Consider the following 25,465-nt stretch of genomic DNA (forward strand, 5'->3'; position numbering starts at 1 on the left):
ACGCCCTGCCGGAGGTGCCGGACGCCCTCCCGGCGGTGACACTGGGCCCCGTACGCCCCGCGCCTGCCCCAGGACTTCGAGGAGTGAGCATGCTGCCCGGATTCCTCGGCAGGGTGGTCGGGTTGATGCTCGGCAGGCAAGGACGCTCGCTCCATCTGAAGGCGGCGGGCGGTGCGGCCCTCGTGCTCCTCGTGGTGATGCTGACCGGTTCCTGGGCGGTGGTCGTCGCCGAGGAGGAGGCGCGCGGCGCCAATCTGACGTCCTACCCGAAGGCCCTGTGGTGGTCGGTCGAGACGGCGACGACCGTCGGGTACGGCGACTTCTACCCCGTCACCTGGTGGGGCCGGGCCGTCGGCACGGTGGTCATGGTCGTCGGGATCACGACGTACGGCATGGTCACGGCGGCGCTCGCCACCTGGTTCGTGGGGCGGGAGCAGAAGCGACTGCACCCTGCGGGCGCTGGGACACTGCATGCCCTGCACGAGCGGTTCGACCGGCTGGAAGAACTCCTGGAGGCGAAGAAGAACGGGTGACTCAGCTCTCCGGTCGCGCGTGGCCGTGCTGCCAGGCCCAGGCGGCGATCTCCACGCGGTTCCGTGCGGCCAGTTTCAGCTGGACGCTGGAGAGGTGGGTCTTGACCGTGGAGAGGGAGACGAACAGCTCGGCGGCGATCTCGGCGTTCGTACGGCCGAGGGCGACCAGGCGGACCACGTCGAGCTCACGGTCGGTCAGGGGGTCGGTGGTCGGTGCGGGGCGGGCCACGACAACCGGCGCGGGCGTCGGGTCCTCCGTGAGGTGCCGGAGCAGGCGCACGGTGACCGACGGGGAGACCAGCGAGTCCCCGGCCGCGGCGGCACGGACCGCCTCGGCGAGGAGGGTGGGCCCCGAGTCCTTCAGCAAGAACCCGCATGCACCGCCGCGCAGCGCGCCGTAGACGTACTCGTCGAGGTCGAAGGTGGTGACCACGACCACCCGCAGGGGATCGGCGACCTCGGGCCCCGCCAGCAGCCGGGTCGCCTCCAGCCCGTCCAGCTTCGGCATCCGGATGTCCAGCAGACACACATCGGGCCGGACCTCCCGTGCCAGCCGCACCGCCGTCTCCCCGTCGGCGGCCTCGGCGACCACGGTGATGTCGGGCTGCGCGTCCAGGAAGAAACGGAAGCCGGTACGCACCATGTCCTGGTCGTCGGCGATCAGCACACGGATGGGCGCGGTCGGCGGGGTGGGGCTCGTCATGGGTCGATCATGCCTCAGGGAGGGACGGGCGCGGGGGTGCTGTGGACGGGGCGGGGCGGGGCGGGGGCACCGGTCCCGGCCGGAGGGTGACGGTCGGGACCGGTGCCGGTCTGAGGGCGGGCTGTGTCCTGGTCATGGCCGGTCCTTCGCACCGGTTCCCGTCCCGGCGCGAGGGCTTCGCCGGGCCCACGTGGAGCCCGGCCCCGACGATCGGTCGGTGGGCCAGTCCGCTCCACCTCTCGGGCGGGCGCCCCTGGCGTGGACCCCCGGCGGAGACAGTGCCGGCTACGGGCCGGCTCGGGCGGAAGGCCGGCTCGTGGCCTCGGCACCGTTCCGACCGGCGGAGCCGCTTCCGGCCGGTGTCTCAGTCCGCGCTCCGCGCCGCGTCCTGCGTCACCCTCCGCAGCAACGGCCTGCTGCCGCCGATCGCCGCGAACATCGCCAGCGCGCCCACAGCCACGCACATGGCCAGTTCCAGGGCGCCCGTCACATTGATCGAGGCGCCGAAGGCCTTGTTGAGGCGGTAGGAGAGGTAGACGCCGACGGCGGTGGTGCCGCCGGCCAGGGCGACCAGGGGGATGACCGTCTCGCGGACGCGAGCCCGGTCCAGCACCTTGAGGGGAGTGCCGGCGAGGCGGAGAAGGCCGTAGATCCGGCGTCGGTCCAGGACACCCGCGGCGGCGGTGAGGCCGGCCGAGGCCGTGGCGACGAGGAAGCTCAGGGCCAGTGTCGCTGTGCTGACCTCGGCGAAGCGGCCGATGGCGGTGCGGTCGCCCGCCGTCGCGTAGTCCTGGGTGAGGGGCGGCCGCGCCGGGTTCCCGGCCGTCAACGCGGTGACGGCGGTGTCGAGTCGGGCCGGGCCGCCGCCGGATATGTGGGCGATCACACCCGGCGTGCCGTTCAGCAGCCCGTCCCAGTCGTCGTCCTCGCCCACTGTGTCGACGGTGGCGGTGACACCGGCGTCACGGAGCAGTGTGCGGACCTCGGCAGCGTGCCCACCGGCCACCGCGACCTGGTCCCGGTGGTCCGGGCCGTCCATGCCGACCGTGCTCACGGCGAAGAACCCCGCCGCGAACCCGGCCAGCACCAGACCGCTGACCGTGCGCCAGGCACCACGCGGGTCGTCGCTCAGACGACGGCCCGCCAGCAGGGTCGCAGGCCTCCGGGCGAAGCGGCCGACCAGTCGGCCGAGCCGGTCCACCACCCACGGCCCGAACAGCCAGAACGCCCCGTAGAACAGCAGCAGCAGACCGATCACCTGCCGGGTCGACAACTGCCCGCCGCCCGTGGAACTCCACAGGTAGAGCAGGACCGCGACGAACAGTACGAGCCGGATGATCCGGGTCCGCCGCGGGTCGGCCTGCTGGGCGACGCCGAGCGGCGAGGTCGCGACCTGACGCAGCATCGACACCGCGCTGAGGGTGATGAGCCCGGTGACCGCCACCACGACCGTCGCCAGCCACGGCAGCCCCACCCACAGCTGCCTCACGTACCAGCCGCCGATGCCGTACGGGATGTCGGCGAGCAGGGGCAGCAGTCCCGCGTACAGCGCCGCACCGGTCAGGGCACCGGCCGCGCCGAGCGTCGCGGTCTCCAGCGCGGTCATGCCGATGATCTGCCGCGGGGTCGCCCCGGCCAGTCGCAGCGCGGCCAGTTGCTGCTCGCGCCGGGCCGCGCCGAGCCGCCCGGAGGCCGCCGCGAGGACCACCACCGGCATCACCAGCAGCGCCACACCCACCAGGGCCGTCTGTTGGTCGTAGGCGGTGAACACGCTCGCGTGGGTGCCCGAGAAACCGTTGATCTCGGCACGCGCAGCCTGATCGATGTCGTACGCCGTGGATCCCCCGGCCTCTTCGGACACCGCGGGACCGGTCGGGGCACGCCCGACGACGGCCACCAGCTCGTCCGGCGAGGCCAGACCGGCGGCGCCGATCGTGCCGTACGAGGACACCTTGGGGAGGCGGTCGGCCAGTTGGTTCGCGGGCAGCTTGTGCAGCAGTGCGGCCAGGGCGGGGGAGACGTACACCTCGCCCTTCCCCGGGAAGGTGGTCAGACCGGGCGGTGCGGGGGTTCCGCGGCGCCCGGGGAGTTGGGCGAGGGAGACGACGGTGACAGGTTCGTGGCGTATGTACGTCGTCGCGAGCGCCTGGACCGCGGTGCCGTGCTTCGCGGGTTCGGGCGTGCGCCAGGCGGTGCGGTCGGCGCGGGCGCCGGAGCCGAGGGCGGCGGCGACCATGACCAGCAGGACGAAGGTGCCGACGGCGGCCGCACCGGCCGCCAGCAGCCGGCTCTGCAGGCCGCGGCGGCCGGAGGACCGGACAAGGTGCCAGGTCAGGGGCAGGACGGGGGAACGCATGACATCTCCTGCCGCTCAGGCGACCGTGTATTGGCTGTGGCCGCTGACGCGGCCGTCGCGGACCTGGAGGACGCGCAGGCAGTGGCCGGCGACCTCCGCGTCGTGGGTGACCATCACCAGGGCGGCGCCCTGTTCCCGCGTGACGGACGTCAGCAGCCGGACCACCTCCGTGCTGGTGGCCTGGTCCAGGGCGCCGGTCGGCTCGTCGGCGAAGACCACGTCCGGTTCGACGGCCAGGGCCCGGGCGATCGCCACGCGCTGGGCCTGGCCGCCGGAGAGCTGACCGGGCCTGCGGTGCGCGAGGCCGTCGAGGCCCAGCGGGGCGAACCAGCGGCGGGCCCGCTCGACGGCCTGTCTGCGGGGCATGCCCTCCAGCATCAGCGGCAGCGCGACGTTCTCCTCGGCGGGCAGCTCCGGGAGCAGCTGGCCCGACTGGAAGACGAACCCGAACCGCTTGCGGCGCAGCGCGCTCAGTCTGTTCTCGCCGAGCCGGTCGATGCGCTCGCCGCGCAACAGCACCTCGCCGCCGTCCGGGCGGACGATACCGGCGAGGGTGTGCAGCAGAGTGGACTTGCCGGAGCCGGACGGGCCCATGATCGCCAGCGAGTCGCGCTCGTGGACGTCGACGTCCACCCCGGCGAGCGCGGTGGTGGAGCCGTACTTCTTGACGAGGCCGTGACCGGCCAGGACGGTGTTCATGAGGTGAGCCGGTCCCCTTGTCAGCGGTCGAATTTCCAGGTGACGGACGTGTCCGAGGCCTTGACCACGGTCACTGGTATGTCCACGGTCCCGCCGCCGCTCCTGGTGCCGGTGCAGGTGAGGGTGGCGCCGGTGACGGCCTTGAGCCCGCTCGGACAGGAGACGTCGGTGACCTTCACGCCGACCCAGGGCAGCGGGTGGTACTTGCTCTGGGTGCGGCCCTCGACGATGTTCGCGGCCAGTGCCTTGTGGCCGCCGACGGATGCCGTGCTCTGCGTGTCGAGGGAGGTGGTCGACTCGGTGCCGGCCAGGAAGTGGCTGCCGAGTCCGAAGACGGCGGCCGCACCGGCCACTGCGCCGACCGCGCCGACGAGGTACTTGCTCTGCATCACGTACTCCTGAGGACAGGCGGGGGGAGGAGGGGCTCCGGGGAAGAGGCGTCTCCTCGGAAGTGGCTCCACTCTCGCCCGCGGGGCCGGGCGCCCGCCTCGGCCGAACGGCCAAGGTCTTCGGGCCCGCCACGGCCGCGTCTCGACCGTTCGGCCGATCCCGTGTGCGGCGGCTGCGCATACCGTGAGCGGCATGAAGTCCGTTTCCGCCCGGGGTTGCGTGTGGGCCGCATGCATCGGCGGCCTCGTCGCAGCGGCCGTTGTCGACCTCTTCGCCTTGGGCACCGGCTGGGGCGTCGTCTGGCCACAGGCGGCCGTGCTGCTGCTCGGCACCGTCGCCGTAGTGTGGCCGGCCCACCGCCGCCCGTCCTGGCTCACCCCCCAACTGCGTGCAGTTGTACCGGCCGTGGCCTCCCTCCTGTGCACGGTCGACTCCGTGCTGCGCTCCGGTGCCCTGTTCGGGCCGGGCGAGGTGGCGATCCTGCTGTGCCTGTTGTTCGTCGCGGTACGGCACTGTCCACGCACCTACGTGATGGCGTGCGCGTCGCTCGACGGCGCGGCCGTCCTCGTGCTTCCCGCGCGTCCGTACCTCGGCGACGAGGCCGACATGCTGGGGTTCATGCTGATCGGGTTCGTCCTGATCGGCATCACTGTGACGTTCGCGGCGTATCTGCGCTCGCAGGACTACCGGCGGACCGTCGCCGTCAGCGAGACCCGGCGGACGGAGCGCCTGGCCATCGCCTCCGACCTGCACGACTTCGTCGCCCACCATGTCACCGGCATCCTGGTCCAGACCCAGATGGCGCGCATGATGGCGGACGGCGGGGACGACGAACTCGACCCCGTCCTCGCGGGCATCGAGCGGGCCGCGACCGAGGCGCTGGCGTCGATGCGCCGCACGGTCGGCGTGCTGCGCGACACGGAGGACCCGGCCGACCGGCGCCCGGTGGGCGACCTCGCGGGTGTCGCGGGTCTCGTCGAAGGCTTCGCGAGCCCCATCCAGAAGGTCACCCTGCACCGCGCCCCCGCGGTCCCCGACGACCTTCCGCACGAAGTCCAGGCGGCCGCCTTCCGGGTGGTGCAGGAGGCCCTGACCAACGTACGAAGACACGCGGCCGACGCCACGCAGGTCACCGTCGGACTGAGCTACGAGCGGGCCCGCCTCGAGGTGACCGTGTCCGACGACGGGCGCGGCGGCAGCCTGTTGCCGCCGGCGGCACACGGGGGCGGCTTCGGCCTCGTCGGACTGAAGGAACGGGTGACGGCCCTCGGCGGCGAACTGCAGGCGGGACCGCGGGCGGAGCACGGGTGGGAGGTGCGGGCGCTGCTTCCCGGATGACGCAGGGATGGTGTCGGGGGTGGTGTGATCTTTGCCGGATGACGCGGGGGCTCCTGCCGAGGGTGCGGGAATGTGGTCCGTGGAGACTCGAGTGGTCTTCCCAGGAAGATAGGGGAGGAGCCCGTCCCCGGCGTACGGGCCGTCTGCCTTGGCCTGTGCCAGGTCTTCCCCGGACGGCGGGGGAGGCCGTCCCTGGAGTACGGGCCGTCTGCCTTGGCCTGTGCCAGGTCTTCCCCGGACGGCGGGGGAGGCCGTCCCTGGAGTACAGGCCGTCTGCCCTGGCCTGCGCCATGCTCGTCCCCCGATGACGCGGGCGGTCTTCCCCGGCCGTAGGACCGGGATGTTCAATGGTGCTGCACATGAGAGGAGCCCGCCCGTGTCCCCTGTTCCCGTGCCGGCCGTCGGGGCGCGCATTCGGCAGGCGCGGCTGGAGCGCGGTGTGGGGTTGCGCGCCCTGGCCCGTGAGGTCGGCGTCTCGGCGAGTCTGGTCTCCCAGATAGAGACCGGGAAGAGCCAGCCGTCGGTCAGCACCCTGTACGCGATCACCACGGCTCTCGGAATCTCCGTCGAGGCTCTCTTCGACGGGCGGGAGACCGCCGCCGCGGTGGGTGCGGACACGGTCGTACACGCCCTGGCGGCCTTCGCGGCCGACCCCGGCCGACGCATCGGCCCGCTGGTCGGCCCCGGTGAGCGGGAGGCGCTGGAGTTGGACTCCGGCGTCGTGTGGGAGCGGCTCGGGCACGTCCCCGGCACGGACGTGGACTTCCTGCTCGTCACCTACCGGCCCGGCGGCTCCTCCTCCGGCTCGGGCGGCCTGATGCGGCACACCGGCACCGAGTACGGCTATCTGACCTCCGGCGAACTCGTCCTCACCCTCGGCTTCGACGAGCAGGTCCTGCGCCCCGGCGACGCCGTCTGCTTCGAGTCCACCACCCCCCACCGCTACCGCAACGACGGCGACGTACCGGCCGTGGGCGTCTGGTTCGTGGCGAGCCAAAGCGTTCAGTAACACTTGACACCCCTCGTGGACGGTCGTTGACTCGATGGTGGGGGTGGTCGCGATGGCGATCCGTACATACGGCCCCAATGCCGTCGACTGGGAGGAGCGCGTCGACCTGGACCGGCTGCGCAGACAGCGCCTGGCCCGACTCCACGACACGCTGAACCGCTCCGAACTGGGCGCCGTGCTCAGCTTCGACTTCGCCAACATCCGCTACATGACTGCCACGCACATCGGCACCTGGGCGATGGACAAGCTGATCCGCTTCGCCCTGCTGGTCCGCGGCGGCGAACCGGTCGTCTGGGACTTCGGCTCCGCCGCCCGCCACCACCAGCTCTACAACCCGTGGCTCGACTACAGCGACGGCAAGGACGGCCCGCCCACCGGCCCGCCCACCGGCGCCCGCGCCGGCATCTCCACGCTCCGCGGGGCCTTCCACCCGGACGCCGGGATCGCCGAGGACGTCGCCGGGAAGATCGCCGCCGAACTCCGCGCCCACGGCCTCGCCGCCGAACCGCTCGGCATCGACGTCGCCGAAATGCCCGTCCTCGCCGCGTTGCGCGCCGAGGGCATCGACGTCGTCGACGGCCAGCAGGTCTTCCTGGAGGCCCGCCGCATCAAGACCGGCGACGAGATCTCCCTGCTCGCCCAGGCCTGCGCGATGGTCGACGCGGCCTACGAGGAGCTCTACGCCCACCTGCGCCCAGGGGTGCGCGAGAACGAGTGCGTCGGACTGGTCAGCAAGGTCCTGTACGACCTGGGCAGCGAGTACGTCGAAGGCGTCAACGCCATCTCGGGGGAACGCTGTTCACCTCACCCGCACGTCTACAGCGACCGGCTGATCCGACCCGGCGACCCCGCCTTCTTCGACATCCTGCACAGCCACCTGGGCTACCGCACCTGCTACTACCGCACCTTCGCCGTCGGCAGCGCCTCCCGAGCGCAGCGCGACGCGTACACCAGGTGCCGCGCGTACATGGACCAGGCGATCGCGCTCGTGCGGCCGGGCGCCACCACCGCCGACATCGTCCAGGTGTGGCCGCGCGCAGAGGAGTTCGGCTTCCCTGACGAGACCGCCGCCTTCGCCCTTCAGTACGGCCACGGCGTCGGCCTGTCCATCTGGGAGAAGCCCATCTTCAGCCGCCTGGTCTCGCTCGACCACCCCGAAGTCCTCGAAGAGGGCATGGTGTTCGCCCTGGAGACCTACTGGCCCGCCGCCGACGGCTGGTCCGCCGCCCGGATCGAGGAGGAACTGGTCGTCACCGCCGACGGCTGCGAGGTCATCACCAGGTTCCCGGCCGAGGAGCTCCTGGTGGCCGGCCGCAAGTACTGGACGGTCGGCGGCGAACTCAACACCGCCCGCGAGGCCCAGTCCCACCTGAACACGGGCACCGGGACCGCCCACGGACACCAGGGGACAGGCGACGGACACCCGGGGACCGGCGATGGACACCGCTGAACTCCTCCTCCTCTACGAGCAGATGGCCCTCATCCGCCGTACGGAGCAAGCCGCCCACGACCTGTTCCTCCAGGGCCTCGTCAAGGGCACCACCCACCTCGCGGCCGGCCACGAGGCGATCGCCGTCGGCGCGAGCGCCGCCCTGCGCGACGACGACTACGTCTTCGCCACCTACCGCGGCCACCACCACGCGATGGCCCGGGGCGCCACCCCCGAGGAATGCCTGGCCGAACTCATGAGCAGGGCAACGGGGTTGTGCAAGGCCAAGGGCGGCTCCATGCACCTCACCAAGGCGGCCACCAACATGCTCGGCTCCTACGCCATCGTCGGCGCCCACCTCCCCATGGCGGTCGGCGCCGCCTGGTCGGCGAAGCTGCGCGGCACCGGACAGCTCGCGGTCGCCTTCTTCGGGGACGGCGCCACCAACATCGGCGCCTTCCACGAGGCGCTGAACCTGGCCGCCGTATGGAAGCTGCCCGTGCTGTTCGTCTGCGAGAACAACCTGTACATGGAGTACACGCCGATCGCCGACGTCACGGCGGTGCCCCGGCCGGCCGCCGACCGGGCGCCCGCGTACGGCATCCCCGGCGAGGTCGTCGACGGCAACGACGTCGTCGCCGTCCAGGAGACGGTGGCACGGCTGGCGCGGCGGGCCCGGGCCGGAGACGGGCCCGCCGTGCTGGAGGCCGAGACCTACCGCCACTTCGGGCACAGCAGGGCCGACCCGGCGACCTACCGGCCGGCCGAGGAGGTCGAACGCTGGCTCAAGCACGACCCGCTCGACATCGCACGCGGGCAGTTGATCGAGGCCGGGGTGCCCGAGGAGACGGTCACCGCGGCCGACGAGCGCGCCCGGACGGTCGTACGGGAGGCGGTCGAGGCGGCGAAGAACGCGCCGCCGCCGGATCCGCGCGAGGCGTTCACCGACGTATGGGCGGACGGGGGTGCGGCATGGCGGACGTGATCACGTATCGGGGGGCGGTCGCCGAGGGCATCGCGCGGGAGATGCGGCGCGATCCGTCCGTCGTCTGCCTGGGGGAGGACATCGGCGAGGCCGGAGGGGTGTTCAAGACCACCGCGGGGCTGTTCAAGGAGTTCGGGTCCGAGCGGGTGTGGGACACGCCGATCTCCGAACAGGCCATCGTGGGCGCGGCGATGGGGGCCGCGATGACCGGGATGCGGCCCGTCGCGGAGGTCATGTTCTCCGACTTCCTGGCCTGTTGTTGGGACTACCTCGCCAACGAGATACCCAAGGTGCGTTACATGACGGGCGGTCAGGTCACCGTGCCCCTCGTCGTGCGCACCGCCAACGGCGGCGGGCTCGGTTTCGGCGCCCAGCACTCCCAGGCCACCGAGAACTGGGCGCTGACCGTCCCCGGGCTGAAGATCGCCGCCCCTTCGACGCCCGCCGACGTGATCGGGATGATGGCGGCGGCGATCCGCAGTGACGACCCGGTCGTGTTCTTCGAGCACAAGGGGCTGCTGGCCACGAAGGGGCCGCCCGCTCCGCCGGACCACGTGGTGGAGCTGGGGCGTGCCGCCGTCGTGCGCGAGGGCGCCGACGTGACGCTGGTGGCGCTCGCCTCGATGGTGCCGGTCGCGCTCACGGCCTCCGAGAGGCTCGCCCGGGAGGACATCGACGTCGAGGTCGTCGACCTGCGCTCCCTCGTGCCGCTCGACATGGCCACCGTCCTCGCGTCGCTCGGGCGGACCTCCCGGCTGGTGACCGTCGAGGAGAACCCGTACCAGGGCGGCTGGGGGGCCACCCTGGTCTCCGTCGTGGCCGACGAGGGGTTCGGGCTGCTGGACGCGCCGGTGCGCCGGGTGGCGGGGGAGTGCGTGCCCCTGCCGTTCGCGGACGCGCTGGAGGAACAGGTCATCCCCACCGTCGACAAGGTCGTGGCGGCCGTCAGGAGCCTGGCCGCGTACTGAACACCCCCTAGGAGGAAGCGCGATGACCCATCGGACACTCCTTCGAGCCGGACACGTGCTCTCCATGGACCCCGACATCGGGGACCTGCCGAGGGGGGACGTCCTCATCGAGGACGGCAGGATCGCGGCCGTGGACCGCGAGATCGGCGCGGACGCCGAAGTCCTCGACATGACCGGCCGCATCGTGATCCCCGGCTTCGTCGACACCCACCGCCACACGTGGGAGGCCTCGATCCGGAACGTGGCGCCCGACGCCACCCTCGACGACTACTTCGTCGACATCCTCGACACCTTCGCACCCCTCTACACCCCCGAGGACGTGTACGCGGCCAACCTCGCGGGCGCCCTGGAGTGCCTCAACGCGGGCATCACCACACTCGTCGACTGGTCCCACATCAACAACACGCCCGAGCACCCGGACGCGGCGATCCGGGCCCTCACGGAGACCGGCATCCGCGCCCAATACGCGTACGGCAGCGCCAACACCTCCCTCGCCGACTACTGGTTCGAGAGCAAGATCGCGATCCCCGGAGACGACGTACGCCGGATCCGCGGCGAGTACTTCTCGTCCGACGACGGCCTGCTCACCCTCGCCCTCGCCACCCGCGGCCCCGGCTTCTGCGTCAACGACGTCGTCACCTCGGAGTGGGCCCTCGCCCGCGAGCTGGACATCCCGATCACCGTGCACGTGGCCATGGGACGGCTCGCCGGCCGCTTCGGCATGGTCAAGCAGCTCCACGACCTCGGACTGCTCGGCCCCGACACCACCTACGTCCACTGCTGCTACCTCAGCGAGGACGAGTGGCGGCTGGTCGCCGACAGCGGCGGTACGGTCTCCGTCGCGCCGCAGGTGGAGACGCAGATGGGGCACGGCTGGCCGCCGGTGATGAAGGCGATCGAGCACGGTCTGCGCCCCTCGCTCAGCATCGACGTCGTCACCACCGTGCCCGGCGACATGTTCACCCAGATCCGCGCGGCCTTCGGCGCCGAGCGCGCTCGCGTCAACGCGGAGAGCTGGCAGGCGGACGTCCCAGTCCCCGACACGATGTTGACGGCACGTCAGATGCTGGAGATCGCCACCCGCAACGGCGCCCACGTCGCGGGCCTGGAGGACCGCACCGGCTCCCTCACCCCCGGCAAGCGGGCCGACGTCGTCGCGATCGACGCAACAGCCCTGAACGTGGCCCCGGTTCACGACGCGGCCGCCGCGGTGGCCCTCAGCGCCGACGTGTCCAACGTGGAGACGGTCATCGTCGACGGCGTCGTCCGCAAGCGCGAGGGCAGGCTCACGGCCGACGCGGCACGGGCCCGCCGCTTGGTCGAGGAGTCCCGCGACCGGCTGCTGGCCGCCAAGGAGGCCCGGGCGTGACGCGACACCTGGTGCGCCGGGCCGTCGACCTCGCGGAGCCGTCGTACGACGAACGCGGCTACCGGCGACGGGAGTTGGTCGGCGAGGTCGACGGCAGCTCGCACACCGGTTTCGGGGTGTGCGAGCTGCGCCCCGGCGGCGCGGTCGCGGCCCATGTGCACTCGTACGAGGAGAGCTTCCACATCCTCGACGGGACCGTGATCCTCGATGTGCCCGAGGGGTCGTATCTGCTGGAGGAGGGCGACTACGGGCTCCTCCCGACCGGCGTCCCGCACGCCTGGCGCGGCGCCGGGGACGGGGGCGCCCGCTGGGCCGACATGCTCGCGCCGGTACCGCGGGCCCGCTACGGCTACGACACCCAGGCGGTCCCTCCGTGGCCTGAGCGCCCGCCCGTCCGCATCGACGTCCGCGACCCGCGCACCCGGTCCTTCGGGCACTTCGAACCCGCCCAGATGGATCCGGGAAAGCAGTCCCAGGACCTGCTCGCGGTGTCCGCGAGCATGCGGACCGCGCTCCTCGTCTACAGCGGGATCACCGTGAAGACGATGGTCGACAGCGACCTCGGCGCGGTGGCCTCGACGATGTTCATGGTGCAGTACGCGCCCGACGGCGTCGCGGGCACCCACGATCACCCCTTCGAGGAGACGTACCTGTTCCTCGAGGGCGAGGCGGACGCGGTGTTCGACGGTTCGCCGTACCGGCTCGGTCCGGGCGACTGCGCCTGGGCGGGCGCCGGTTGTGTACACGGCTTCTCCAACGCCGGTGACGGGCCGCTGCGTTGGCTGGAGACCCAGGCGCCACAGCCGCCGGCGCGGCACTCGTACCGGTTCACGCGGGACTGGGAGTACCTGAGGGAGGTCTCCCGATGAGCGGAGTGGTGGTGGTCGGCGGGACCTCGGGGATCGGGCGGGAGTTCGCCCGGACGCGGGCGCGTCGCGGCGACGACGTGGTGATCACCGGGCGGGACCCGCACCGCACCGACACGGCGGCCAAGGAGATCGGCGCCAGGGGCCTTGCCCTGGACCTCGCGCGGCCGAAAGAGATCGGCGACGCGCTGAGCGAGGTGGGAGCCGTCGATCATCTGGTGATCGCCGCCATCTCCCGCGACGAGAACCGGGTGGCCGAGTACGACATCGACGCCGCCGTCCACCTCATCACCCTCAAACTCGTCGGCTACACCGCCGTCGTGCACGCACTGCGGTCCCGGCTGCACGACGACAGCGCCGTCGTGCTGTTCGGCGGACAGGCCAAGGAGCGGCCGTACCCGGGGGCGACGACGGTGGCGACCGTCAATGCCGGGGTGACCGGGCTGATGCGCACCCTGGCCGTGGAACTCGCTCCCGTCCGGGTCAACGCGATCCATCCCGGGGTCGTCGGCGACAGCCCCCACTGGCGGGCCAAACCGGAGGAGATCCTGGCGGGTCTGCGGGCCAGGACGCCGACCGGACGGCTCGCGACGATGGCGGACGTGGTGGACGCCGTGGACTTCCTGCTGCGCAACGGCTCTGTCAACGCGGTGGAGTTGAGCGTGGACGGGGGATGGCTGCTGGGGTGAGGTCCGGTTCGCGGGTTAGGCGCTGACTCCGACCACCCTCTGGCAGGGCTCAGCGCTTGACGCCGACCGCCCCGTAGAGCGACACGAGCTCGCCGTCCTCGCGTTCGTCCGGACGCCACCGCGACAGGGACACGATCCCGGGCTCCAGCACCTCAAGTCCCTTGAAGAGACGGCTCACTTCGTCGTGCGAGCGGGCCACGAGGGTCACTCCGCTCGCCGTGTAGGCCGCGATGCCCGCGTTCACCTTCTCCGGGTCGAAGTCCGCGGTCATCGCCGACAGCACCAGGCAACTGCCCGGCGGCAACGCGTCGACCAACGTGTGCACCAGCTCCTGGGCGCCGTCCTCGTCGGAGATGAAGTGCAGCAGCGCGACCAGCGACAGCGCGACGGGCTGGTCGAAGTCGAGGACGGCGGAGGCCCCTTGGAGGATCCGCCGCGGCTCTCGGGCGTCGGCCTGGAGGTAGTGTGTCGCCCCCTCCGGGGTGCCGTGCAGCAGGGCCGCCGCGTGGGCCAGGACGATCGGGTCGTTGTCGACGTACACGACCCGCGCGTCCGGTACGGCGGACTGGGCGATCTGGTGGAGATTGGGCTCGGTGGGGATGCCGGAGCCGATGTCGAGGAACTGGCGGATTCCCGCCTCGCGTACGACGACCCGCGTGGCCCGCTCCATGAACCGGCGGTTGGCGCGGGCCTGCCGGGGAGCGTCACCCTGCGCGGTGATCTGCCGTCCGAGCTCCTCGTCGACGGGGTAGTTGTCCTTGCCGCCGAGAAACCAGTCGTACACCCGGGCCGGATGGGGCCTGCTCGTGTCGATCCGCCGGCCGGCCGACTCGGTCCCGGTCACGCAAGGCTCCTCTGCTCGACAAGATGTGCGAGCAGTGTGCCATGTCACCCGGTTCGGGGGAGTCGGTCTTCGGCCACCTCCGCACCGGTCGCGTCCTGCGCGGCTTGCGCGGCTCGCGCGACGGAGCAGCGGACACGGGCACCGAGCACCCAGCACCGAGCACCCAGCACCGAGCACTGAACACCGAACAGGAGGACACCCCGCAGCCGCCGGTACAGGGGCTGCGGGGTGTCCTTCGGCGTGACGCCCGCCGACGACGTGTACGTCGGTCCGTGCGCGCCGACGGGTTTCCCTACGACGCCTCGTCACCCGTCATCGCCTGAGCGGGTCGTGGCCGACGGACATCAGACGCTGCCTGCGGACACTGTCCTCGGCCCGGGGTTCGTCCTCCACGTCGGCATCCGAGGTGACGGTGTCCACGACCTCGTACATCACCTCGATGTCGTCGTCGGTCAGGTCCGTGCGCCGCTTCTGGAGGATCGCGAGGACATGCTGCCCGGTCGGCTCACCCGCGTGCTCCGGCAGCGGCTCCGTGGACTCGGCGGCGTCGCTGACCCGCAGCCAGGCGGCCAGTTCCTGTGAGGTCATGTTCACCACGCGGTGGAAGTCCTCCCACAGCGCGTCGAGTTCGAGAGCGTCGGTCATCGCCTGCGCCTTTCCGTGGGGGGATTCGAGCCGGTCAGTCCCGGGGCCAGTTCTCGGCCTCGAACATCCAGCGCTGCTTCTCCAGCTCGGCGGTGATGCCGATCAGCAGGTCCTGGGTGACCGGATCGGCCTTCTCGGTGGCCTCGATGCGCTCGCGCAGCCGGCCGATGGCCGCCTCCAGCGTCTCCACGATCAGCCGGACGACCTCGTCATCCTTGATCCAGCCGCTCTTCGAGCCGGGCAGCGTGTAGGCGGCGGCGATCGTCTCGGGGCGGCCGTCGGGCGGCACACCCAGGGCCGAGGCGCGCTCCGCCACCGTGTCGGAGAACGAACGGGCCGTCGTCACCACCTCGTCCAACTGGAGGTGGATGGACCGGAAACGCGGGCCCACGATGTTCCAGTGCGCCTGCTTCCCGATCAGCGACAGGCCGATCAGATCCACCAGGGTGCTCTGCAGGGCCTCCCCGGCCGTCTCGCGGGCCGAGTCGGACAGGGTGCTCCTGACCACAGTCATACCGTGCTCCTCCTTCTGGCATGGTCAATGCCGGTGCGGAGCAGTTCGTCGCGCTCCTGCTCGCAGGTCCCGCCCCACACGCCCGAGGTCTGACCACTGCTGAGCGCCGTATCCAGGCACTCGGGGGCGACCGGGCAACGGGCACAGACGCGTTTCGCCGCTGCTATGTCCCGCAGCGCGGGTCCCTGCGTGCCCACGGGGAAGAACAACTCGGGGTCTTCTCCCACACAGGCCGCTCGACGCAACCACTCCATGGGGGCGCGGGTGCCCCGGCCGCAATCGTGCAAACAGCGGTGTCTCAGGGTGTGAGCACACCGTCGAGGAAACCCGTCACATCTGCGAAGACCTGTGCCCTGGCAGGCGGCGCCGTGCTCGGCCCGTCTCCTCCGGCTATAGTCTTAAACTAGCAGTGCTAATTAAAATCCTGCTCATTGAAATCCTCTCGATCCCCGGGATCCTGACGGTCAGGAGTCAAGTCGTGCGCCCCGTCCACTTCGCGGCCGCCCGCCGCACCCCCATCGGCAGACTCCGCGGCGCCCTGTCCGCCGTACGCCCCGACGACCTCGCCGCGACGGTGATCCGCGCCCTGGTCGCCGACGTGCCCGCGCTCGACCCGGCGCGCATCGACGACGTCTACTGGGGCGCCGCCAACCAGGCCGGCGAGGACAACCGCAATGTGGCCCGCATGGCCGCGCTGCTCGCCGGACTGCCCGAGACCGTGCCCGGCGCGACGGTCAACCGGCTGTGCGCCTCCGGTCTTGAGGCCGTGACGACCGCGGCCCGTACCATCGCCGCCGGCGAGGCCGACATCGTGCTCGCGGGCGGCTCCGAGTCTATGAGCCGTGCCCCCTTCGTGCTGCCCCGCCCCGACGAGGCCCTGCCGCACCGGATCGAGACCCACGACACCCGCCTCGGCTGGCGCCTGGTCAACCCGGCCATGAAGGAACTCCACGGCCTGCTGCCCATGGGCGAGACCGCCGAGGAGGTCGCCCAGCGCTACGGCATCCCGCGCGAACGCCAGGACGAGTTCGCGCTGCGCAGCCACCGCCTCGCCGCCGAGGCCCGCAAGAACGGCCACTTCGACGACGAACTCCTCCCGGTGGAGCGCCCCGACGGCGTGCTCGTCGACAGCGACGAGTGCATCCGCGAGGACACCTCCTACGACAAGCTGGCCCGCCTGAAGCCCGTCTTCCGGGCCGGCGGCACGGTCACCGCGGGCAACGCCTCACCCATGAACGACGGCGCGGCAGGACTCCTCCTGGTCAGTGAGGAGGCCTTGAACGACCTGGGTCTCGAGTCCCTGGGCCGCTACGCCGCCGGTGCCTCGGCCGGCGTCCACCCCGACGTGATGGGCATCGGCCCGGTCCCCGCCACCCGCAAGGCGCTCGCCCGCGTGGACTGGAGCATCGGCGACATCGAGGAGGCCGAGTTCAACGAGGCCTTCGCCGCCCAGGCCCTCGCCTGCGTCGACGAGCTCGGCATCGACCCCGAGCGGGTCAACCCGACTGGCGGCGCGATCGCGCTGGGCCACCCGCTCGGCTGCTCGGGCGCCCGCATCCTCACGACCCTGCTGCACCGGATGCGCCGGACGGGGGCGGCACGTGGACTGGCGACGATGTGCGTGGGAGTCGGACAGGGCAGCGCGGTCCTGGTGGAACGGCACTGACCCGAGGGCGCCAACAGCACCCTCGGGCCGAGGGCACCAACAGCACCCTCGGGCCGAGGGCACCAACAGGACCACTCGGCGAGACGGCACTTACAACACCGGTTACCTGCACTTAGCATCGGTCTCCGCATGGACACGATGACGCTCTGGAACATTTCCGTCTGGGAGTTCGCCGCGCTCGCCGCCGCGGCCCTGCTCGTCGGCTTCTCGAAGACGGCCGTGAGCGGGGCCAACACGGTCAGCCTCGCGATCTTCGCCGCGGTGCTCCCCGCCCGCGCCTCCACCGGCGCGCTGCTGCCGATCCTGATCGCCGGGGACGTGCTCGCGGTGCTCACCTACCGGCGGCACGCCCACTGGCCCACCCTGTGGCGGCTGTTCCCGGCGGTCGCGGTCGGCGTGGTCGCCGGCACGCTCTTCCTGCAATGGGCGGACGACGGGATGGTACGGACGTCGATCGGCGCGATCCTGCTGTTCATGGCCGCCGTGACGGTCTGGCGGCGCCGCACGGCCGACGCGGCGCAGGACCCCGACGCGGTCGCCACCCGGACAGGCCGCATCAAGGCCCGCTCCTACGGCGTCCTCGGCGGCTTCACCACCATGGTCGCCAACGCCGGCGGCCCGGTGATGTCGATGTACCTGCTGTCGGCGGGCTTCCGCAAACTCGGCTTCCTCGGCACCTCGGCGTTCTTCTTCCTGATCGTCAACGTCTCCAAAGTGCCCTTCAGCGTCGGCCTCGGCCTGATCGACGGCCACTCGCTGCTGCTCGACCTCGCCCTCGTGGCGTTCGTCGTGCCCGGCGCGTTCCTCGGCAAATGGGCGGTGAACCGGATCAACCAGCGGCTCTTCGAACAGCTGGTGATCGCGGCGACGGTGGTGGGCGGCGTACAGCTGCTGCTCCGCTGACGCGGCGAGCAGCGCCGGCAGGTCTCCTGGCCCAGCGCTCCCCGGCGCTCATCACCCGGCCTGCCGCGCTCCGACCCTGACCTCGTACGCTACCCGCCATGTCCCCGCACATCCTGATCCTCGGCGGCACCACCGAGGCCCGCGAACTGGCCGCCGCGCTCGCGTCGCGGCCGCAAGTCCGCGTCACCACCTCGCTCGCGGGTCGGGTGACCCGGCCGGGCACGGTCGCGGGGGAGCTGCGGATCGGGGGATTCGGCGGGGCGGAGGGGCTGGCCGACTGGCTGCGGATGGAGCAGGTCGACGCACTGGTCGACGCCACACATCCCTTCGCCCGCGCGATCACCGCCCATGCGGCCCGGGCGGCCGCGACGACCGGCGTGCCCTCCGTGGTGCTGTGCCGCCCGGGCTGGCGACCGGGACCGGAGGACCGCTGGCACCCGGTCGACTCCCTCGACGAGGCCACACAGCTGCTGCCGAGCCTCGGGCGACGGGTGTTCCTGACCACCGGCCGCACGGAGCTCGCCGCCTTCGCCCGCCTCACCGAACTGCACTTCGTCGTACGGTCGGTGGAGCTGCCCGAGCCGCCGATGCCCCCGCACACCGAAGTGCTCCTGGCCCGCGGCCCGTTCACGGTGGCCGACGAGTCGAAGCTCCTCCACGACCACTGCATCGACGTCCTGGTCACCAAGGACAGCGGGGGAACGGCCACCTCCGCCAAACTCACGGCCGCCCGCGAACTGGCCCTGCCCGTGGTGGTCGTACGCCGGCCGCCCCTCCCGGACGGGGTGAGGACGGTGCCCGACGTGGCGGGCGTGCAGAAGTGGCTGGACCAGCTCGGCTCACCGTGAGGATCAGCCCCGCATGCGGGGCGGTCCGCCGGGTGCCCACCGTGCTTCCGGCGCCTACCGCTGCTTCGGATTCCGGCGCAGCAGATAGGTGTCCATGATCCAGCCCTTGCGCTCCCTGGCCTCGGCGCGCAGCCGCTCGATCCGGGGCGCGGCCTCGGCGATCGGACCGGAGGCGAGGATCTCGTCCGGCGTGCCGATGTAAGCGCCCCAGTAGATGTCGATGTCCTGGTCGGCGTAGGCGCGGAAGGCCTGGTGCGCGTCGAGCATCACGACCACGTCGTCCACACCCTCCGGGAACCCCTCGGCGAGACGCCGCCCGGTGGTGATCTGGACGGGCCGGGCGACCCGGTTCAGCCCGGTGCGATGCCGTGCCACCAGCGCCGACACACTGCTGATGCCGGGCACGACGTCGTACTCGAACGCCACCGAGCCCCGCTCCAGGATCTCCTCCAGGATGCCGAGCGTGCTGTCGTACAGCGCCGGGTCCCCCCACACGAGGAACGCGCCGCTCTCCTCCTCGCCCAGCTCCTCGGAGATCAGCCGCTCGCAGATGTCGGCACGGGCGCTGCGCCAGTCACCGACGGCGGGGGAGTAGGCGGAACCGCCCGCGGCACGGTCCCGCTCCGGGTCCCGGGCCTCCACCACCCGGTACGACCCCTCCGGTATGTGCGCGTCCAGCATGTCCCGGCGCAACCGCGTGAGGTCGCCCTTCACCTCGCCCTTGTCCAGGACGAAGAACACGTCCGTGCTCCGCAGCACTCTGACCGCCTGGAGGGTGAGCTGCTCGGGGTCGCCCGCGCCGATACCGATGACATGAATCTTTCGCACACCCCGAGTCTGCCCCACCCCACTGACAGCCCGTACACCGCGTCCACCAGGGCTGTCCGCGTGGCTTCGGGTGCGGGGAACTGCGCGACCGGCCCCCACTGACCCGCAGTCGCCCGACAAGCCGACCCAGCACCCCGGTTATCCGCGCAGCCGGGGTGCCCGCTCCCCCGCGTCGACCTTCGTGCCGGTCTCCTCCACCAGGTCCGCGAGCCGCCGGGCCCAGTCCGCCAGCCCCGCGAGATCCATTCCGTACGGCCGCCCTCTCCCGGCAACCGACGCGGCCCACTCCTCCACGGCCCCGGCGCCGCGCCGCAGCAGCCTCGCCCCGCCCGTGACGTTCCCCCGGGCCGCGTGGGTCAGTCCCACCGCGAGCTGGGCCAGCCCCCGCCACAGGGCCCGTTCCTCGTCGGGGCCCGACTTCCAGGCGTCCTCGAAGACCTCGTGCGCATGGAACGGGCGCCCCGCGTCCAGCAGTTCCTGGGCCTCGGCCACGGTCTGCTGCGGGGTGCGCACCACGCCCTCCGGCTGGCGGGCGACGCCGTCGGCGCCGTACGGAAGTGGCCGTCCGAGCCCGTCCCGCGGCCGGGCGTTGCGCGCCCGCCCGTCGCTGTCCCGGTCCCGCGCGTCCGTCTGCCGTCCTGAGGATGTACTGGCCATACGTCGATTGTCCCGCGCCCGGCGCCCGCTTCGGTCCGGCCCGCGGCGTGGGGTAAAGTTCTGTCGGCGCGTTCCCGCGATCCACCGCGGGGCAGCGCACCGGGACGTGGCGCAGCTTGGTAGCGCACTTGACTGGGGGTCAAGGGGTCGCAGGTTCAAATCCTGTCGTCCCGACTGTGCGGAAACGCAGGTCGGAGGCCGTCCTCTCATCCACGAGAGGGCGGCCTCGTGTGCGTCCGGGTGGAACCGGCGGCGGAGCCTCTGCCTAGTGTCCTCACCGCGCTCGGGCATCGCCGGTGACGGGCGGGCACATCCGCGATCGCACACCACACGAACGGTGTGCCGTCTCCCCGCGAACATCCGCCATGGGTGCTCGCTGCCGCCGCCTCCCAGCACGGCGGTGATGACGACGACCGCCACGCCGGCCTCGTGGACCGCGAAGGCAGGTGCCGTCCAGCGTCCCGCGCACGGCGCGGCGACGTGTGTGCGAAGCCGTCGGCTGCGGGACTGCGGGCCCGAGGTCGGCCGGACCATCGGTCGGCCGGTGCTCGTGAGCGCGGTGGAGAGGGCGGCGGTCGCAGCCGCAGCGGAGCATGAACGACAGCCCGGTATCGCCTCGTGCACATGACTCTGGCCCGTCTTACACTGATTTGTGGAGTACTCGGGGCAGTCGACGGCCGGTCCTCGGGCCGGCGGGAAGCGGGCACCCATGGCTGAGCGACTCAAGAGATCAGGACTGGTCGGCGAGCTTTCAGCGGAATTCGCCGGCACGATGATCCTCATCCTCTTCGGTTGTGGTGTGGTGGCTCAAGTCGTGGCCGGCGGGGCCCTCACGACCCCTGCGGGCGGCCTGGGAAACCACGACAGCATCGCCTGGGCCTGGGGCCTCGGCGTCACCCTGGGTGTGTACGTCGCGGCGAGGCTGAGCGGTGCTCACCTCAATCCCGCGGTGACCGTCGCGCTGGCGGCGTTCAAGGGTTTCCCGTGGAGCAAAGTGGCTCCCTACGCGCTGGCCCAGACGGCCGGCGCCTTCGTGGCAGCCCTGCTCGTCCGGTGGAACTACACCGAGGCGCTGGCGAAGGCGGATCCCACCCACACGATCAAGACGCAGGGCGTGTTCTCCACGCTCCCTGCCAACGGCAACACGAACCTCCCGGTCAGTGACTGGGGCGCATTCCGCGACCAGATCATCGGCACCGCGATCCTGCTGCTGCTGATCCTCGCGGTCACGGACCTGCTCAACACGCCCCCCGGCGCCAACCTGGCGCCGTTCATCGTCGGCCTGATCGTCGTGGCCATCGGTATGGCCTGGGGCACCAACGCGGGGTACGCGATCAACCCGGCCCGTGACTTCGGTCCCCGGCTGGCCAGCTTCTTCACCGGGTACGGCGGAGCGTGGCGAGATCAGTACGGGCACCTGTACTTCTGGGTGCCGATCGTCGGCCCGCTGATCGGAGGTCTGCTGGGAGGGGCCCTGTACAAGCTCTTCATCGGCCGGTTCCTGCCGACCGCCGAGCCGGAGCCCCCCGGACGGGTACCGGCCCCAGAGGAGAACTGACCGAGAGCTGACCGGCTTCCGGGGTCGCCGTGCATCCGGCTGCCCCGGGAGAGCCCAAGGAGAGGCCCAAGGAGAGGCGGCATCCCATGGCGGACTTCGTCGGCGCGGTGGACCAAGGGACCACCAGCACCCGTTTCATGATCTTCGACCATGCCGGCAACGAGGTGGCGAGGCACCAGCTGGAGCACTCACAGATCCTCCCGCGCTCGGGGTGGGTCGAACACGACCCGGTGGAGATCTGGGAGCGCACCAACTCGGTGATCCAGAACGCGCTCCGGCACGGAAACCTCGCACCGGAGGACCTGGCGGCCATCGGTATCACCAACCAGCGGGAGACGACCGTCGTCTGGGACCCGCGCAACGGCCGCCCCTACTACAACGCCATCGTCTGGCAGGACACCCGTACCGACTCCATCGCGGCGGCGCTGGACCGCTCGGGCCAGGGCGACGTCATCCGCCGCAAGGCAGGGCTGCCGCCGGCCACGTACTTCTCCGGCGGCAAGATCCAGTGGATCCTGGAGAACGTCGACGGAGTCCGCGAGGCGGCCGAGCAGGGCCATGCCCTCTTCGGAAACACCGACGCCTGGGTGCTGTGGAACCTCACCGGCGGCCCCGACGGCGGCGTCCACGCCACCGACGTGACCAATGCCAGCCGCACCATGCTGATGGACTTGGAGACCCTCGACTGGGACGACGAGCTGCTGGGCTTCTTCAACATTCCCCGGGCGATGTTGCCGACCATCAGCCCGTCCTCCCACCGGGAGGCCTTCGGACAGACCCGTACGTCCCGGCCGCTGCGGGCCGCCATCCCCATCACCGGTGTGCTCGGCGACCAGCAGGCAGCCACCGTCGGGCAGGTCTGCTACGCGCCGGGCGAAGCCAAGAACACCTACGGCACCGGCAACTTCCTGGTGCTCAACACCGGCACGGAACTGGTGCGGTCCCAGCACGGCCTCCTGACCACCGTGGCGTACCAGTTCGGCGACAGCCCGGCGATCTACGCACTCGAAGGCTCCATCGCCGTCACCGGCTCCGCGGTGCAATGGCTGCGCGACCAGCTGAAGATCATCAGTGACGCCGCCGAGAGCGAACGCCTGGCGCGTACCGTCGAGGACAACGGCGGGATCTACTTCGTCCCCGCCTTCTCCGGCCTGTTCGCCCCGTACTGGCGTTCCGACGCCCGCGGCGCGATCGTCGGCCTCGCCCGGTACAACGACAACGGCCACCTGGCGCGGGCCACCCTGGAATCCATCTGCTACCAGAGCCGCGACGTGGTGGAAGCCATGGAGCAGGACTCCGGCGTCCACCTCGACGTGCTCAAGGTCGACGGCGGCGTGACGGCCAACGACCTGTGCATGCAGATCCAGGCCGACGTCCTCGGTGTCCCGGTCAGCCGCCCGGTCGTCGCCGAGACCACCGCGCTCGGCGCCGCCTACGCCGCCGGTCTGGCCACCGGATTCTGGCGGGACACGGACGAACTGCGCACCCACTGGCAGGAGTCCAAGCGCTGGGAGCCCCAGTGGTCCGAAGATCAGCGCGAGGAAGGATACGCGGGCTGGAAGAAGGCGGTGGAGCGCACGCTCGACTGGGCCAAGGTCGACTAGGCCCCGGCCGGGAGCGACCGAACGGGCCCGCCCGAGCCGCGTGCGCCGCCCACAGCCGGCCACACCCGCACCCGCCGCACGAGGAGGACGCCATGGCGAACCCGGTGGCTCTCTCGCCCGAGGCCCGCGCGGAGGCCCTCGTCCGACTGGGAGAGGGTGAGCTCGACGTCCTCGTCGTCGGGGGCGGCGTGGTCGGCGCGGGCGCGGCCCTGGACGCCGCCACCCGGGGCCTGAGGGTCGGGCTGGTCGAAGCCCGGGACTGGGCCTCGGGCACGTCCAGCCGCTCCAGCAAGCTCATCCACGGCGGCCTGCGCTACCTGGAGATGCTGGACTTCCGGCTCGTCGCCGAAGCCCTGAAGGAACGCGGACTCCTGCTTCAGGTCCTGGCCCCTCATCTGGTGCGTCCGGTGCCGTTCCTCTACCCCCTGCGGCACCGGATCCGGGAGCGTCCGTACGTCGGCGCCGGCGTGCTGCTGTACGACACCATGGCCGCGGCCTCCGGTACCTCCAGAGGTCTGCCCCGCCACCGTCACCTGCTCAAGCGCCGAGCCCTGCACGAGGCGCCCGCGCTGCGCTCCGACGCCCTGGTCGGCGCGATCCAGTACTGGGACGCCCAGGTCGACGACGCCCGGCACACCATGTTCCTCGTCCGCACGGCCGTCGCCTACGGAGCGCTGGCCGCCAACCGCACCAGGGTCAGCCGGTTCCTGCGGCAGGGCGAGCGGGTGGTGGGAGCCGCTGTCACGGATCTGGAGACCGGCGACGAGACAGAGGTGCGAGCCAAGCAGGTCATCAACGCGACCGGCGTGTGGACCGACGACACCCAGGCCCTCGCCGGCACGCGCGGCCAGTTCCACGTCCGCGCCTCCAAGGGCGTACACCTGCTGGTCCCCCGTGACCGGATCAACTCCCGGACCGGGCTGATCCTGCGCACCGAGAAGAGCGTGCTGTTCGTCATCCCCTGGGGGCGACACTGGATCATCGGGACCACCGACACCGACTGGACACTGGACAAGGCCCATCCCGCCCTCAGCTCCCAGGACGTCACCTACCTGCTCGACCACGTCAACAGCGTCCTGGCCACGCCGTTGGTTCCGGAGGACGTCGAGGGCGTCTACGCCGGTCTGCGTCCCCTCCTGTCCGGCGAGGCCGCGGAGACCAGCAAGCTGTCACGGGAACACCTGGTCGCCCACCCGGTACCCGGTCTCGTCGTGGTGGCGGGCGGCAAGTACACGACCTACCGGGTGATGGCCAAGGACGCGGTCGACGAGGCGGCCCGCGGCCTGGACGAGAAAGTGCCCGACTGCGTCACGCACCGCGTTCCGCTGCTCGGCGCCGACGGCTATCCGGCCCTCTGGAACTCCCGCCACAACCTCGCCCGGTCCTCCGGGCTGCATGTCGCCCGCGTCGAGCACCTGTTGAACCGCTACGGCTCCCTGGTGCACGAGCTGCTCGCCATGGTCGCGGCCGACCCCTCGCTCGGCGAGCCGTTGCCGAGCTCCGACGACTACCTGCGGGTCGAGGCCGTGTACGGGGTGACCCACGAGGGTGCCCGTCACCTGGAGGACGTGCTCGCCCGCCGTACCCGGATCTCCATCGAGTCCTGGGACCGTGGTGTGGACGCGGCGCGGACCGTCGCGGAACTGATGGCGCCTCACCTGGGGTGGGACCAGACGCACCGGCAACGTGAGGTCGACCAGTACCTGAAGCGGGTGGCCGCCGAACGAGAGGCCCAGCGGCAGCCGGACGACCGGACCGCCGACGCGGCCAGGCTCGGCGCCCCCGACATCATTCCGGTGCACTGAGCAGGGCGTTCGAGGGTGACGGGGAGTCCCGGACGGCAAAGGCGCGGTGGGCGCCGTCGAGGGGCGCCGGGGGCCAACAGGCCGCATGAGCGTCAGGGCGGGCGGTCACGGCGGCCGCCGTGAGGATCGGCCGGCGGCGCGAGGCGGGTGCCTGCGGGAGCTTTCGTGTGTTCCGGCGACTCCGGACGGCTTTCCCTCACGGCGGGCGGCAACCTCGCCGGGACCGGCGGCCACCTACAGGCGAAGTTCCGCACGGCTC

25 protein-coding genes and 1 tRNA gene are annotated in these 25,465 nt (G+C 71.7%); 16 read left to right on the top strand and 10 right to left on the bottom strand.

The features are described 5' to 3' along the window. Window positions 1-89: 89 nt before the first annotated feature. Window positions 90-533, top strand: a complete 444-nt coding sequence (locus tag ACFVYN_RS17415; protein WP_389998901.1) for a potassium channel family protein — start codon at window positions 90-92, stop codon at window positions 531-533. A 1-nt stretch (window position 534) separates the two neighbouring features. On the opposite strand, the gene ACFVYN_RS17420 is transcribed toward ACFVYN_RS17415, so the two are convergent. From ACFVYN_RS17420 to ACFVYN_RS17435, 4 genes are all read right to left on the bottom strand, one after another. Further along, on the bottom strand, window positions 535-1,236 hold the full coding sequence (locus ACFVYN_RS17420; RefSeq protein WP_389998904.1) for a response regulator: 702 nt from the start codon (window positions 1,234-1,236) through the stop codon (window positions 535-537). A gap of 364 nt (window positions 1,237-1,600) precedes the next feature. After that, entirely contained in the window at window positions 1,601-3,592 is a 1,992-nt protein-coding gene (locus tag ACFVYN_RS17425) for an FtsX-like permease family protein (protein WP_389998907.1), read from the bottom strand. A 15-nt stretch (window positions 3,593-3,607) separates the two neighbouring features. Continuing rightward, on the bottom strand, window positions 3,608-4,291 hold the full coding sequence (locus ACFVYN_RS17430; RefSeq protein ID WP_389998910.1) for an ABC transporter ATP-binding protein: 684 nt from the start codon (window positions 4,289-4,291) through the stop codon (window positions 3,608-3,610). Window positions 4,292-4,311: 20 nt separating this feature from the next. Continuing rightward, window positions 4,312-4,680, bottom strand: coding sequence for a DUF4333 domain-containing protein (locus ACFVYN_RS17435; protein ID WP_389998913.1), 369 nt, complete (start codon window positions 4,678-4,680; stop codon window positions 4,312-4,314). A 193-nt stretch (window positions 4,681-4,873) separates the two neighbouring features. On the opposite strand from ACFVYN_RS17435, the gene ACFVYN_RS17440 reads away from it, so the two are divergent. From ACFVYN_RS17440 to ACFVYN_RS17475, 8 genes are all read left to right on the top strand, one after another. Beyond that, window positions 4,874-6,019, top strand: a complete 1,146-nt coding sequence (locus ACFVYN_RS17440) for a sensor histidine kinase (protein ID WP_389998916.1) — start codon at window positions 4,874-4,876, stop codon at window positions 6,017-6,019. 376 nt (window positions 6,020-6,395) lie between these two features. Continuing rightward, a complete protein-coding gene (locus ACFVYN_RS17445) occupies window positions 6,396-7,028 on the top strand; it encodes a helix-turn-helix domain-containing protein (RefSeq protein ID WP_389998919.1) in 633 nt (210 codons plus the stop codon). 52 nt (window positions 7,029-7,080) lie between these two features. After that, window positions 7,081-8,478 carry a M24 family metallopeptidase gene (locus tag ACFVYN_RS17450; RefSeq protein WP_389998922.1) on the top strand — a complete coding sequence of 466 codons (1,398 nt, stop codon included), beginning with the start codon at window positions 7,081-7,083 and terminating at the stop codon, window positions 8,476-8,478. Then, window positions 8,465-9,442 (top strand): thiamine pyrophosphate-dependent dehydrogenase E1 component subunit alpha, encoded by a 978-nt coding sequence (locus tag ACFVYN_RS17455; RefSeq protein WP_389998925.1) that lies wholly within the window; start codon window positions 8,465-8,467, stop codon window positions 9,440-9,442. Before ACFVYN_RS17450 ends, ACFVYN_RS17455 begins: the two co-directional genes overlap by 14 nt. Then, window positions 9,430-10,410, top strand: coding sequence for an alpha-ketoacid dehydrogenase subunit beta (locus tag ACFVYN_RS17460; RefSeq protein ID WP_389998927.1), 981 nt, complete (start codon window positions 9,430-9,432; stop codon window positions 10,408-10,410). The genes ACFVYN_RS17455 and ACFVYN_RS17460 overlap by 13 nt, the downstream gene beginning before the upstream one ends. Before the next feature lie 22 nt (window positions 10,411-10,432). Continuing rightward, on the top strand, window positions 10,433-11,779 hold the full coding sequence (locus ACFVYN_RS17465; RefSeq protein ID WP_389998929.1) for an amidohydrolase family protein: 1,347 nt from the start codon (window positions 10,433-10,435) through the stop codon (window positions 11,777-11,779). Next, entirely contained in the window at window positions 11,776-12,648 is an 873-nt protein-coding gene (locus tag ACFVYN_RS17470) for a cupin domain-containing protein (RefSeq protein ID WP_389998932.1), read from the top strand. Before ACFVYN_RS17465 ends, ACFVYN_RS17470 begins: the two co-directional genes overlap by 4 nt. After that, on the top strand, window positions 12,645-13,334 hold the full coding sequence (locus ACFVYN_RS17475; protein WP_389998935.1) for an SDR family oxidoreductase: 690 nt from the start codon (window positions 12,645-12,647) through the stop codon (window positions 13,332-13,334). The genes ACFVYN_RS17470 and ACFVYN_RS17475 overlap by 4 nt, the downstream gene beginning before the upstream one ends. Window positions 13,335-13,383: 49 nt before the next feature. Here ACFVYN_RS17475 and ACFVYN_RS17480 read toward each other — a convergent pair whose 3' ends face one another. From ACFVYN_RS17480 to ACFVYN_RS17495, 4 genes are all read right to left on the bottom strand, one after another. Next, the gene (locus tag ACFVYN_RS17480) at window positions 13,384-14,178 is read right to left on the bottom strand and encodes an SAM-dependent methyltransferase (RefSeq protein ID WP_389998938.1); all 795 of its coding nucleotides are present in this window, start codon (window positions 14,176-14,178) and stop codon (window positions 13,384-13,386) included. 312 nt (window positions 14,179-14,490) lie between these two features. Further along, window positions 14,491-14,823, bottom strand: a complete 333-nt coding sequence (locus tag ACFVYN_RS17485; protein WP_389998941.1) for a DUF3140 domain-containing protein — start codon at window positions 14,821-14,823, stop codon at window positions 14,491-14,493. 34 nt (window positions 14,824-14,857) lie between these two features. After that, window positions 14,858-15,337 carry a Dps family protein gene (locus ACFVYN_RS17490; protein ID WP_389998943.1) on the bottom strand — a complete coding sequence of 160 codons (480 nt, stop codon included), beginning with the start codon at window positions 15,335-15,337 and terminating at the stop codon, window positions 14,858-14,860. Next, a complete protein-coding gene (locus ACFVYN_RS17495) occupies window positions 15,334-15,591 on the bottom strand; it encodes a WhiB family transcriptional regulator (protein ID WP_389998946.1) in 258 nt (85 codons plus the stop codon). Before ACFVYN_RS17495 ends, ACFVYN_RS17490 begins: the two co-directional genes overlap by 4 nt. A 224-nt stretch (window positions 15,592-15,815) precedes the next feature. Here ACFVYN_RS17495 and ACFVYN_RS17500 point away from each other — a divergent pair, with 224 nt between their 5' ends. The 3 genes from ACFVYN_RS17500 (at window position 15,816) to ACFVYN_RS17510 (ending at window position 18,754) form a co-directional block, all read left to right on the top strand. Beyond that, complete coding sequence (locus tag ACFVYN_RS17500) at window positions 15,816-17,003, top strand: thiolase family protein (RefSeq protein WP_389998949.1); 1,188 nt, start codon at window positions 15,816-15,818, stop codon at window positions 17,001-17,003. A gap of 129 nt (window positions 17,004-17,132) precedes the next feature. Next, window positions 17,133-17,906, top strand: coding sequence for a sulfite exporter TauE/SafE family protein (locus tag ACFVYN_RS17505; RefSeq protein WP_389998952.1), 774 nt, complete (start codon window positions 17,133-17,135; stop codon window positions 17,904-17,906). A 98-nt stretch (window positions 17,907-18,004) separates the two neighbouring features. After that, window positions 18,005-18,754 (top strand): cobalt-precorrin-6A reductase, encoded by a 750-nt coding sequence (locus ACFVYN_RS17510; protein ID WP_389998955.1) that lies wholly within the window; start codon window positions 18,005-18,007, stop codon window positions 18,752-18,754. A gap of 54 nt (window positions 18,755-18,808) precedes the next feature. Here the strand turns inward: ACFVYN_RS17510 and cobF are convergent, their stop codons facing one another. Both cobF and ACFVYN_RS17520 read right to left on the bottom strand, forming a co-directional pair. Beyond that, window positions 18,809-19,582, bottom strand: a complete 774-nt coding sequence (gene cobF / locus ACFVYN_RS17515; RefSeq protein WP_389998958.1) for a precorrin-6A synthase (deacetylating) — start codon at window positions 19,580-19,582, stop codon at window positions 18,809-18,811. Between the two features lie 138 nt (window positions 19,583-19,720). Next, window positions 19,721-20,239: a DUF309 domain-containing protein gene (locus ACFVYN_RS17520; RefSeq protein WP_389998960.1), complete on the bottom strand. Its 519-nt coding sequence runs from the start codon at window positions 20,237-20,239 to the stop codon at window positions 19,721-19,723. Window positions 20,240-20,339: 100 nt separating this feature from the next. Between ACFVYN_RS17520 and ACFVYN_RS17525 the strand changes: the two genes are divergently transcribed. From ACFVYN_RS17525 to ACFVYN_RS17540, 4 genes are all read left to right on the top strand, one after another. Continuing rightward, a tRNA-Pro gene (locus ACFVYN_RS17525) sits at window positions 20,340-20,413 on the top strand. A 535-nt stretch (window positions 20,414-20,948) separates the two neighbouring features. Next, window positions 20,949-21,797 carry an MIP/aquaporin family protein gene (locus ACFVYN_RS17530; RefSeq protein ID WP_389998962.1) on the top strand — a complete coding sequence of 283 codons (849 nt, stop codon included), beginning with the start codon at window positions 20,949-20,951 and terminating at the stop codon, window positions 21,795-21,797. Between the two features lie 86 nt (window positions 21,798-21,883). Continuing rightward, a complete protein-coding gene (gene glpK / locus ACFVYN_RS17535) occupies window positions 21,884-23,401 on the top strand; it encodes a glycerol kinase GlpK (protein WP_389998965.1) in 1,518 nt (505 codons plus the stop codon). Between the two features lie 92 nt (window positions 23,402-23,493). Beyond that, window positions 23,494-25,206 (top strand): glycerol-3-phosphate dehydrogenase/oxidase, encoded by a 1,713-nt coding sequence (locus tag ACFVYN_RS17540; RefSeq protein ID WP_389998967.1) that lies wholly within the window; start codon window positions 23,494-23,496, stop codon window positions 25,204-25,206. Window positions 25,207-25,465 lie beyond the last annotated feature (259 nt).

Source organism: Streptomyces sp. NPDC058307, from assembly GCF_042880295.1.
Taxonomy (GTDB): domain Bacteria; phylum Actinomycetota; class Actinomycetes; order Streptomycetales; family Streptomycetaceae; genus Streptomyces.